This window comes from Tsukamurella sp. 8F (assembly GCF_029167375.1).
Classification (GTDB): domain Bacteria; phylum Actinomycetota; class Actinomycetes; order Mycobacteriales; family Mycobacteriaceae; genus Tsukamurella.
The window spans coordinates 1-11,141 of the sequence record NZ_JARFTP010000056.1 but is presented as its reverse complement, the minus strand read 5'-3'; the positions used below and the strand labels follow the sequence as shown (position 1 = coordinate 11,141).

The following is an 11,141-nucleotide window of genomic DNA, read 5'->3' as shown; positions in this document are numbered from 1 at the left end:
GCCCCCCCCCCGCGCTTCTGTGCATGCGCGAGGCCGCGTGCCGCGGCGGTCGGGGCCTTACTCGGCAGCCGCGCCAGCGACCTTCGCCGCAGCGTCGTCGGCCGTGTCCGCAGCCTCATCGGCGCTACGGCCGACCAGCTTGGCGGCACGCTCGCCGACCTGACGGGTAGCGCTCGCCACCTGGCCCAGCGAGGACTCGGTCAGCTCGACCGCGCTGTTGTACGCCTTGGTCGCCTGCTCGGTGGCGTCCTCGACGACCGACTGGCTCTTGATCTTCTCGTAGGCCGACTCACCACGCTCGGCGAGGGACTCGTAGATCTCCGTCGCGACCTGGATGTAGGCCGCGGCGACCTTACGGAGCTCGTCGGAGCTGAACTTGGCGCGCAGCTCGTCGACGTCCTTCGGCAGGCTGCCCTTGGCCTCGGTGTAGCGGGCCTCGGCGCCCTCGCGAGCCTCGTTGACCTTCGCCTGGGCCTCGGTGACCTTGCCCTGGAAATCGGTGGAGGCGTCGGTCGCGGCTGCACGCAGCTTCTCGACGACCTCGGAGACGGCCTCGAAGGCGTAGTCGCCGGCGCCGAGCGCGGCGAACAGCGGGGTGCGGATGTCGTCTGCCTTGATCTCGGTCATGACGGATTCTCCTTAGATTGGGGTCTGTTCCTGGTCGTTCTCGCGGCGGAACGCGAAGTAGATCTCCAGTAGAGCCTGCTTCTGACGCTCCGTGATGGTGGTGTCCGCGATCACCGCGTCCCGCACCGGACTCTCCGGGCGTTCTTCGAGGATCCCGGCTTGCACATAGAGCACCTCGGCCGAGAGCCGCAGCGCTTTGGCTATCTGCCCGAGCACCTCGGCGGACGGCTTGCGGAGCCCCCGCTCGATCTGGCTGAGGTACGGGTTGGACACGCCCGCCTTCTCGGCCAGCTGCCGGATGGACACCTCTGCCGCGAGGCGCTGAGTGCGGATGAATGCTCCGATATCCGAGGTCACGGGCTTGTCCGTGCCCGCATGTTCGGTCTCGTCGATCATCTACCCTTCAGCTCCTCACCAGCTGCAGACCACGCTAACACCGTCCGCTAACTCTTGCAAGCGCTCTGCTAGCACTAGACTCACTGTGATCTAGAACAGGACCTGGGTCACGGTGTAGATCGCGAGTCCGGCGATCGACCCCACCACCGTGCCGTTGATCCGGATGAACTGCAAGTCCCGTCCCACCTGTAGTTCGATCTTCTTCGACGCCTCGTCGGCGTCCCACCGGGCGACCGTCTCGGTGATGATCGAGATGATCTGGCCCGAGTAGTTCTCCACCAGATGCCGCACGCTGCGGTCGACCCAGAAGTCTGCCTTGGCGCGCAGGGCCTCGTCGTCCCGCAGGCGCACCCCGAAGCGCGCCGCCGACTCGCTGAACTTGGCGCGCAGCGTGCTCTCCGGGTCGTCCACGGACTGCTCGATCAGCCGCTTCGCCGTGCGCCACGCCGCCTGCGCCGCGGTGCGCACCTCCTCGCGCCCCATCAACTCGGCCTTGGCGGTCTCGACCTTGGCGATGGTGCGCGGATCGTGCTGCAGGTCGGACGCGAAGTCCCAGAGAAAAGTGCTCATGGCGTGCCGCAGCTCGTGGTCGGGATCGCTGCGCACCTTCCACGTGAACTCCACCAACTCGCGATAGATGCGCTCGCCGAGGAGGGAGTTCACGAACTTGGGCGACCAGGCGGGGCCGTCGGCGTCGACGATCTTGTCGATCAGGCCCTGGCTGCCCAGGGCCCAGTGGTGGGCGCGCTCGGCCAGCAGATTGATGAGCGGCAGATGCCGGTTCTCCTGCAGTAGCGTCTCGACGAGGCGCCCGACGGGCGGGCCCCACTCGGGCTCGGCGAGCCGCTTGATGATCGTGGAGTTGAGCACCTGCTCGACGTCCTCGTCGCGCAGGACCTCGGACATCACCTTGACGAGCTTGGTCGCCTCCTGCCCGAGCCGCTCGGAGTTGGCGGGGTCGGCCATCCAGCCCGCGACGCGGCCCGACAGCTCGAGCGAGCCGACCTTCTCCGCGATCACCTCCGGCGTGAGGAAGTTCTGCTGCACGAAGCCGCCGAGGGCCTCGCCGAGCTGATCCTTCTTCTTTCGGATGATCGCGGTGTGCGGGATCGGCAAACCGAGCGGGTGACGGAACAGCGCCGTCACGGCGAACCAGTCGGCGAGACCGCCGACCATGCCCGCCTCGGCCGCGGCCTTGACGTAGCCGACCCACGCCGGCGCGCCGCCGTGTCGGTCCGAGAACTCGCACAGCAGATAGACGATCGCGGCCCCGACCAGGAAGGACAGCGCGACGGCCTTCATCTTGAAGAGGTCGCGCCGCTTCTGCTCGTCGGGGTCGCCGAGCGGGCTGGTGGCCTGGGAGACCGGTGCGGTGGTCACCCCATAAGTAATACAGACCCATCGGTACTGTGGCCCGATGGGTAGGAACAGGGGCTGGCAGTCGGGCGCGTCGGAAGCGCTGCGATGGCGTCCGGGGGCGACGGTGACGGACATCGACCCGCGCGCCGCGACGGGCTTCGAAGGAGACGCATCGGACGGCCGCAGACTCCTGTCGAAGCGCGGTAAGCGCCTGTCGGAGCTGCAGGAGTTGCTGTACGCGAACGGGCGCTCGGGCTCGGAAGCATCGGTACTGCTCGTGCTGCAGGGGATGGACACCGCGGGCAAGGGCGGCATCGTCCGGCACGTGATCGGGATGGTCGACCCGCAGGGCGTCCAGCACGCGGCGTTCGGTAAGCCGACGGCCGAGGAACTCTCACACGACTTCCTGTGGCGTATCCGGAGGGAGCTGCCGCACGGCGGGCAGATCGGCGTCTTCGACCGCTCGCACTACGAGGACGTGCTGGTGGTCCGTGTCCACGGTCTGGTTCCGCGAAGTCGGTGGGAGCCGCGGTACGACGCGATCAACGGCTTCGAAGCGGAACTCGCCGGCTCCGGCACCACACTCGTGAAGTGTGCGATGTTCGTGTCCCTCGACGAACAGCGCGAGCGCCTGGCGAAGCGGCTCGACCGCCCGGACAAGTACTGGAAGTTCAACCCGGGGGACATCGACGAGCGCGCGTTCTGGCCGCAGTACCAGGACGCCTACCAGGCGATGCTGGACCGCACGTCCACCGACGTCGCGCCCTGGCACGTGATCCCCGCGGACCGGAAGTGGTTCGCCCGGCTCGCGGTGACCGAGCTGCTCATCGAGGCGCTCCAGTCCCAGCACCTGGACTGGCCACCCGCCGACTTCGACGTCCGCGAGCAGAAGGCCAGGCTGGCCGCCTCCTGAGACTCACGCCGCGCGTGCCGCCAGCCTCTCTATACGTCGGCCCGATCCGCTCACCTCGTCGACGATCACGGTGATGATCGGCGCGACCGCGACCACGACGATGCCCGCGACCAGCGAGAGGCCGCCCGCGACGGCGGCGACGGCGACGCCCAGCACCACGAGGCCGACCGTATCGGCCGCCAGGCACCGGCCGTCGAATCCCGTGAGGTACCAGGAGATCGCGGACAACGCCACGAGGTATACGGCGGTCGGTACGACGATGGCAGCCATGACCACGGTCGGCGCGATGGCGCTGTGGTGCTCCATGTTCAGGGCGGCCACGTGCAGCCCGGCCCCGAAGGCCGCCAGCGCCAGGAAGACGACGATGTGGCCGTAGCCCCACACGAACGCACGGTGCCGCTGCAGGTGCAACGCGTCGCCCATGGGCACAGCGAAGTACACCCACCAGAGCGCGAGGTTGATCGCGAGCGCCGCGAAGCCGAGGACGACGGCGTCGACGCTCCAGCCGCGCTCTGACACTGCGGCCTGCAGCGCGGCGACCGTCCCGACGATGCCCTCGCCCAGCGTCACGATCGTGAGCGCTCCGTACCGCTCGGCGATGTGATGCGGGTGCCACGGCGTTCGGCATGCGCGCTCGGCGAGCACCGGCCCGCCCAGCTCGACCACGTAGAGCGCCGCGCTGATCGGGACGAGCGCCGCGAGCGGAACCTCCACCACCGCGGCCGCGACCCAGCCGATCTGCGCGACCGAGAGGCACACGATGTAGCGCAGCGCGGCCGCGCGGTACTCGGGGCTCGACACGGCCACCCGGATCCACTGGCCGAGCATCGCCACGCGCATCACGACGTAGCCGAGGACGATGACGCGGTTGTTCGGGTTCTCGTGTGCGGCGAGCGACGCGAACAGCGGCTCGGCGCCGAGGGCGAGGATGCACACGCCGAGCATCTGCACCATCGTCATGACCCGGAACAGCCAGTCGTCGGTATCGAAAGCCGATGCGGCCCAAGTGAAGTTGATCCACGCCCACACCGCCGCGAAACCGCAGAAACCGAACCCCAGCAGCGCCGCCTCGTAGTGCGCCTCCGCGAGGTGATCCGCGAACTGCACGCCGGTCAGCGAGAACACCACCACGAAGGTCAGGTCGAAGAACAGCTCCAGGCTGGTGGCGACGCGACCACGCTCGTGCGGGTCGCGCCCGCTCATGCGACGCAGACTGCGCGCTATCGAACCCTGTTCTGTCACTATGGCTCCCACATGCCGTCAGGCCCTTCGGGCGCGGATGAACTGCCCCTGACCGGACAGCTTCTGTTCGATCGCAGTCAGTCCCTCCGCACGCAACCACCCGGTGACCTCGTGGCGGCCGAACAGCCGGTAACCGCCCGCGGCCAGCGCACGTTCGGCGAATGGGAGCGAACTGAGCGGGGTACGCAGGGAGGTGAACACGACCACCTCGCCGTCGTGCGCTGCGGTCCTGCACATCTCGCGCACGGCACGCTCGGGATCCGGGATCAGGTACAGCGCGGCAAGGCAGACGACGGTGCCGAACGCCCCGTCCGGGAACGGCAGGTCGAGCGCAGACGCGCGCACGTACGCGATGTGTGACCCCGAGTTGTCGGCGGCGGCCCGCCGTAGCATCGGCGCCGAGAGGTCGACCCCGACGGCGAGCCCGTCACCGCGCAGCCCGGATGCCAGACGCCGTGTGTACAGGCCGGGGCCACACCCCACGTCGAGCAGCGTGGTCTCGCCCTCGAGGGCGAGGTCGGCGAGCAGTGCGTCGTGCAGCTCCGCCGTTCCGCCGCCCCCCAGACTGAACAGGCGGGTGAACGCCGGCCGCCACACGCGTTCGTAGACGGCGGCGACCACCGGACTCTGCATGGCGCGGTTGCTCAGCGATGTGCGGCTCACGCCGCAGACACTACTTCTTGCTGTAGTCGTAGAACCCGCGTCCCGCCTTCTTACCGACGCGTCCGGCCTCGACCATGCGGAGCAGCAGCGGAGGCGCGGCATAGAGCGGCTCCTTGTACTCCTCGTACATGGCGTCGGCGATGAACTTCACGGTGTCCAGGCCGATGAGGTCCGACAGTTTCAACGGTCCCATCGGGTGGGCGCAGCCGAGCACCATCCCCTTGTCGATGTCCTCCGCGGATGCGAAGCCGCCCTCGACCATGCGGATCGCCGAGAGCAGGTACGGCACGAGCAGCGCGTTGACGATGAAGCCGGAGCGGTCGGTCGCCCGCACGACCTGCTTGCCGAGTACTTCGGAGGCGAAATCCTGCACGCGCTGGGCGGTCTCGTCGGTGGTCGCGAGCGAGGTGACGAGTTCGACCAGCGGCAGCACGGGAACCGGGTTGAAGAAATGCATGCCGACCACACGGCCCGGGTTCGCGGTCGCGACCGCGATGCGCATGATCGGCAGCGATGAGGTGTTGGACGCCAGGACGGCGTCCGGGTCGGTGACGATGCGGTCGAGCTCGCGGAAGATATCGGTCTTGACCTTCTCGTCCTCGACGACGGCCTCGACCACCAGCTGGCGGTCGGCGAACTCCTCGAGGTCGGACGTGAAACGCAGCCGCCACGTGGCCTGTTCACGCTCGCGCTCGGTGATCTTGCCGCTCGAGACGGCGCGGTCGAGCGACGCGTGGATGCGTTGCCGGCCCGCCTCGGCCAGCTCATCGGTGGCCTCGTACACCAGCACGTCGGCCTGCGCCCGCGCGCACACCTCGGCGATGCCGCCGCCCATCTGACCGGCGCCGATGACGCCTACTCGCGTGATCTTCTCGGATGCCATGGTGAAAACCCTTGTGTCCGTTCGTATGAAATCTATCGATGGTGATATGCGGCCGGGGGGGGGCCCGCGATCGGGGCCCACCCCCGATGCAGGTGGTGCTATGTGGAACCGCTACCGGCTCAGTGGAACTGGCCCTCCTCGGTCGAGCCCTTGAGCGCCGTGGTGGAGCTCTCCGGGTCGACGGTGGTGGCGATGCGGTCGAAGTAGCCGGCGCCGACCTCGCGCTGGTGCTTCGTGGCGGTGTAACCGCGCTCCTCGGCGGCGAACTCGCGCTCCTGCAGCTCGACATATGCCGACATCTGGTTGCGGGCGTAGCCGTAGGCCAGGTCGAACATCGAGTAGTTGAGGGCGTGGAAGCCGGCCAGGGTGATGAACTGGAACTTGAAGCCCATGGCGCCGAGCTCGTTCTGGAACTTCGCGATGGTCGCGTCGTCCAGGTGCTGCTTCCAGTTGAACGACGGGCTGCAGTTGTAGGCCAGCAGCTGGTCCGGGAACTCGGCCTTGACGGACTCGGCGAACTTCTTCGCGAGCTCGAGGTCCGGGGTGCCGGTCTCCATCCAGATCAGGTCCGCGTAGGGCGCGTAGGCCTTCGCGCGGGCGATGCAGGGCTCGATACCGTTCTTGACGTTGTAGAAGCCCTCCGCGGTGCGCTCGCCGGTGACGAACGGCTTGTCGCGATCGTCCACGTCCGAGGTGATCAGCGTCGCAGCCTCAGCGTCCGTACGCGCGATGACCACGGTCGGGGTGTTCGACACGTCGGCCGCCAGACGGGCCGAGGTCAGCGTGCGGATGTGTTGCTGGGTGGGGATGAGCACCTTGCCACCGAGGTGGCCGCACTTCTTCTCCGAGGCGAGCTGGTCCTCCCAGTGGGTGCCGGCGGCGCCCGCGGTGATCATGGCCTTCTGCAGCTCGTACACGTTCAGCGCGCCACCGAAGCCGGCCTCACCGTCCGCCACGATCGGGACGAGCCAGTTGTCGATCGAATCGTCACCCTCGACGCGGCTGATCTCATCGGCGCGGAGCAGCGCGTTGTTGATGCGGCGCACCACGGCCGGGACCGAGTTGGCCGGGTAGAGCGACTGGTCGGGGTAGGTGTGACCCGAGAGGTTCGCGTCACCGGCGACCTGCCAGCCCGAGAGGTAGATGGCCTTCAGGCCGGCGCGCACCTGCTGCACGGCCATGTTGCCCGTGAGAGCACCCAGGGCGTTGATGTAGCTGTCGTCGTCCCTCGTAACGCCCTCCCACAGGATCTCGGCGCCACGCTTCGCGAGGGTGTTCTCCTCGACGACAGAGCCCTGGAGCTCGGCGACCTGCTCGGCCGTGTACTCGCGCTTGACACCCTTCCAGCGCGGGTTCGTGTCCCAGTCCTGCTGGATCTCGGCGGCGGTCCTCGGCTTCCCGACGTTGCTCATCAGACTCCCTGTAGTTTCCATTGAATCGGCTAGGTGGGCGGCCACCGGGGCGATCGAAAGTGAACCGCTTCGCGAAACTCAGGTGGCTAGTTAACCCTGGTCCGCATCCCGGCGTATTGCCTGCCAACACTGTGCCACAGGGAAATGCGCAGGCCAAGGCCAGATACGGTGCCAACGTAGGCCACGAAACCCCGACACGTCTGCTAAGTCTGCGAAGCCATCGCTTCGTGATTCGTCAAAAAGTACGTACGTACTGGCTTTTTAACGGGCTGCTCTACGGGCGTCGTCGTCGGCGCACGCCCGCATGCGACCCCGCCGCCGACCCCTGCGTGTGACGTACCTCACGCAGGGCGGCTCCCGGCCGATCGGACTCGGCCTGGGAACTCGCCGGTAACCGGGCGCGGGTGGTTAGGCTTCACCGCATGCCCAAGACCTTCGTCGGCGCCCGGCTCCGCGGGCTCCGCAAGGAACGCGGACTGTCCCAGGCCTCCCTCGCCGAGGCCCTGAAGATCTCCCCGTCCTACCTCAACCAGATCGAGCACGACGTCCGACCGCTCAGCGTGCCCGTCCTGCTCCGGATCACCGACGTGTTCGGGGTCGACACGTCCTTCTTCAACTCACAGGACCAGACGCGCCTCATCGCCGAGTTGCGCGAGGTCACCCTCGAGATCGATGCGCCCACCTCCACGGAGGAGTTGTCCGAGGTCGCGCGCGACCACCCCGGCTTCGCACAGGCGATGGTGGCGCTGCACCGCCGGTACGTGAATGCCGCCGACCAGCTCGCGCAGGCCACCGACGGCCGCTCCGCACCGCACGCGCGTGGGACCGTGTCGAGCCCGCATGAAGAGGTGCGGGACTTCTTCTACCATCGGCAGAACTACTTCCACGAGATCGACACCGCAGCCGAGGAACTCACCACCCGGATGCGGATGCACAGCACGGACGTGCGGGCCGAGATCGTGCACAGGCTCGAGACGGTGCACGACGTGTCCATCCGGATGCGGATCGACCTGGGCGACGGGGTGCTGCACCGATACGACCCCAAATCCCGCGTGCTCGAGGTGTCGCGGCATCTGTCGGGTGGGCAGCAGGTCTTCAAGATGGCCGCCGAACTCTCGTTCCTCGAGTGCGCGCGACAGTTCGACGAACTCACCGGCGGCGCGGAGTTCACCTCGGACGAGGCCCGCCGCCTCGCTCTGCAGGGCCTCGCCAACTACTACGCCGCTGCGGTCGTGCTCCCGTACACGCAGTTCCACGGCGCCGCCGAGGAGTACGGGTACGACATCGAGAGGTTGTCCGCGTTCTTCGCTGTGTCCTACGAGACCGTCGCGCACCGGATGTCGACGCTGCAGCGGCCGAACCTACGCGGGGTCCCTCTGTCGTTCGTGCGCGTGGACAGGGCCGGCAACATGAGCAAACGGCAGTCGTCGACGGGGTTCCACTTCTCCGCATCAGGTGGCACGTGCCCGCTGTGGAACGTGTACGAGACGTTCGCGTGGCCCGGCAAGATCCTGGTTCAGGTCGTCGAGATGCCCGACAACCGCAACTACATGTGGGTAGCACGCACCGTCGAACGCCGTGCCGCACGGTACGGGCAGCCGTCCAAGACGTTCGCCATCGGGCTGGGCTGCGAGCTGCGGCACGCGCACCGTCTCGTCTACGCCCGCGGCCTCGATCTCGAGAACACCAACGCGACGCCGATCGGCGCGGGGTGCCGGGTGTGCGAGCGCGAGAACTGCCCCCAGCGCGCCTTCCCGGCCATCGGCCGCCCCCTCGACGTCGATGAGCACCGCAGTACCATCTCGCCCTATCACGTTCGCTGACGCCGGTAGCGTGGCGGGCATGGCACGTGTGACACCGGGTTCGCTCGGACAGCAGGGACCGGTCAACTTCCTGATCAGCCGCATCGGCGCACGCGTGATCGGCGCGCCGGACATGCACCTGTTCTCGACGCTCGGCCGCGGCAGGCGACTGTTCCTGGGATGGCTCGGGTACTCGGCGCTGCTGATGCCGTTCGGATCGCTGCGCCGCTCGGAGTCGGAGACCGTGATCATCCGCGTCGCGCATCTGCGCGGCAGCGCCTACGAGCTGGGGCACCACCGTCGCATCGGGGCGCGAGCCGGTCTCGACGCCGCCAAACAGGACGCCATCCTCTCGGGTACAGGCTGGGACGCCCGCAGCGCGGCGCTACTGCGGGCCACGACGGAGATCGTCGAAGCCCGAGCCGTCACCGATGAGACATGGTCCGAGCTGGCCGGCCACTTCGATGAGCGCCGGCTCGTCGAATTCGTCATGCTCGCAACACAGTACGACGGCCTGGCCACAGCGATCGATACGCTGGGAATCGTCCCCGAGCGTCCTTGACCGGCCGTGACGATTGGTGAGTCCCCGCCCGGCAGCGCCGGTCGGGGACCGGCGGCGCCCGGCGGGGCTCACGACATCACCTGTGCGCCAGGTAGTCCGGGCGCGGCTCGGCGGCGGCGAAAGGCGCACCCAGCGCATTCGACACCGCATTGAACACGACGAACAGGTTCGAGCGCGGGTACGGCGTGATGTTGCCGGACGACGCATGCAGGCAGTTCGAGTCGAAGTAGAGCGCGGACCCTGGACCGCCCGTGATGGTCTCGATACCCAGTTCGTCTGCGAGAGAGGAGATGTCGTCCTCCTCGGGTGTCCCGAACGGGGGCCGGTACGACACCAGCGACTGCCGGTGGTAGTCGCCGGGCGTGCGGCCGACGCACGGCACGAACCGCTTGTGCGAGCCGGGCACGATCATCAGCGCGCCGTTGTACGTGTGGTTCGGCGTCAGCGCCAGCGAGACGGACAGCGCGCGCGGCGCCGGCATACCGTCCTCGGCATGCCAGGTCTCGAAATCGCTGTGCCAGTAGAACGGCCCGCCGGCGAAGCCGGGCTTCAGGTTCACGCGGCTCTGGTGGACGTACACGTCGTCGCCGAGGATCTGGCGGGCGACGCCGGCTATCTCGCTGCGCGCCACCAGGTCCGCGATGCGCGCACTGAGCTCATGCACCGCGAACACGGAACGTACGTCGCCGGAGGAGCTCTCACGGATCACGCGCTCGTCGTCGCCGAGCCGGGTCGTGACCGCGTCGACCTCGGACAGCACGGTCTCGATGTCGGCGGCGGACAGCACCCCCTCGGCCACATGGAACCCGCGCTCGTCGTAGTCTCGCACCTGATCGCGCCCCAGCGGGCCGGCCGCGTCGCCCCACACAACGGGGTGCGGACGCGGCTCGACGTATCCCCGGCGGGGAAGCCTCGTGGGATAGACGTCTACCGCCTCGTCGCGTCCGATATGGGTAACGGTTTCGGCGTTCACTTCTTGCACCACTTCCTTTCCATCCGGGCAGCCTTGGCTGCCGCTTGCGGCACGCGGGTGCCGGACGGAAGGGACAGACGTCGCGACACCCACGTCTGGGGCCGCCGTACCAGAATCCGGCTCCCGCATCCGAGGTTGCCAGGGAAGGCTCACTATGTCCAGTGCGTGACTGTGAAGGCGTACGTCAGCGCACACCGCACCCGCCGCATTCGGCCCATCGACCAGCCGATACCCATCGCGCGGGCCTACTCCCGCGAACCACCGGGGCATGAGAGACGAACCGGCCCCCCGCCGGGGGGGGGGGGGGCG

The 11,141-nt window shown here is 68.1% G+C and carries 11 protein-coding genes; 3 read left to right on the top strand and 8 right to left on the bottom strand.

The genetic code is table 11. The features are described from left to right. Positions 1-57: 57 nt before the first annotated feature. The 3 genes from P0W64_RS22235 to P0W64_RS22225 all read right to left on the bottom strand — a co-directional run bounded on the left by P0W64_RS22235 (position 58) and on the right by P0W64_RS22225 (position 2,325). Positions 58-627 carry a heparin-binding hemagglutinin gene (locus P0W64_RS22235; protein ID WP_275482381.1) on the bottom strand — a complete coding sequence of 190 codons (570 nt, stop codon included), beginning with the start codon at positions 625-627 and terminating at the stop codon, positions 58-60. Positions 628-639: 12 nt separating this feature from the next. After that, positions 640-1,023 (bottom strand): helix-turn-helix transcriptional regulator, encoded by a 384-nt coding sequence (locus P0W64_RS22230; RefSeq protein ID WP_275482380.1) that lies wholly within the window; start codon positions 1,021-1,023, stop codon positions 640-642. A gap of 90 nt (positions 1,024-1,113) precedes the next feature. Further along, a complete protein-coding gene (locus tag P0W64_RS22225; RefSeq protein WP_275482383.1) occupies positions 1,114-2,325 on the bottom strand; it encodes a DUF445 family protein in 1,212 nt (403 codons plus the stop codon). A 115-nt stretch (positions 2,326-2,440) separates the two neighbouring features. Here P0W64_RS22225 and P0W64_RS22220 point away from each other — a divergent pair, with 115 nt between their 5' ends. Then, positions 2,441-3,295 (top strand): polyphosphate kinase 2 family protein, encoded by an 855-nt coding sequence (locus P0W64_RS22220; protein ID WP_275482379.1) that lies wholly within the window; start codon positions 2,441-2,443, stop codon positions 3,293-3,295. A 3-nt stretch (positions 3,296-3,298) separates the two neighbouring features. Here the strand turns inward: P0W64_RS22220 and P0W64_RS22215 are convergent, their stop codons facing one another. From P0W64_RS22215 to aceA, 4 genes are all read right to left on the bottom strand, one after another. Continuing rightward, positions 3,299-4,498 carry a low temperature requirement protein A gene (locus tag P0W64_RS22215; protein ID WP_275482378.1) on the bottom strand — a complete coding sequence of 400 codons (1,200 nt, stop codon included), beginning with the start codon at positions 4,496-4,498 and terminating at the stop codon, positions 3,299-3,301. A gap of 57 nt (positions 4,499-4,555) precedes the next feature. Then, a complete protein-coding gene (locus tag P0W64_RS22210) occupies positions 4,556-5,170 on the bottom strand; it encodes a class I SAM-dependent methyltransferase (protein ID WP_275482382.1) in 615 nt (204 codons plus the stop codon). Between the two features lie 40 nt (positions 5,171-5,210). Then, positions 5,211-6,083, bottom strand: coding sequence for a 3-hydroxybutyryl-CoA dehydrogenase (locus tag P0W64_RS22205; protein ID WP_275482377.1), 873 nt, complete (start codon positions 6,081-6,083; stop codon positions 5,211-5,213). A 119-nt stretch (positions 6,084-6,202) separates the two neighbouring features. Beyond that, entirely contained in the window at positions 6,203-7,495 is a 1,293-nt protein-coding gene (aceA, locus tag P0W64_RS22200) for an isocitrate lyase (RefSeq protein ID WP_275482376.1), read from the bottom strand. Between the two features lie 422 nt (positions 7,496-7,917). Here aceA and ramB point away from each other — a divergent pair, with 422 nt between their 5' ends. Next, positions 7,918-9,318: an acetate metabolism transcriptional regulator RamB gene (ramB, locus tag P0W64_RS22195; RefSeq protein ID WP_275482375.1), complete on the top strand. Its 1,401-nt coding sequence runs from the start codon at positions 7,918-7,920 to the stop codon at positions 9,316-9,318. A 19-nt stretch (positions 9,319-9,337) separates the two neighbouring features. Next, on the top strand, positions 9,338-9,859 hold the full coding sequence (locus P0W64_RS22190) for a carboxymuconolactone decarboxylase family protein (protein WP_275482374.1): 522 nt from the start codon (positions 9,338-9,340) through the stop codon (positions 9,857-9,859). 76 nt (positions 9,860-9,935) lie between these two features. On the opposite strand, the gene thpD is transcribed toward P0W64_RS22190, so the two are convergent. Continuing rightward, positions 9,936-10,832, bottom strand: a complete 897-nt coding sequence (gene thpD, locus P0W64_RS22185; protein ID WP_275482373.1) for an ectoine hydroxylase — start codon at positions 10,830-10,832, stop codon at positions 9,936-9,938. Positions 10,833-11,141 lie beyond the last annotated feature (309 nt).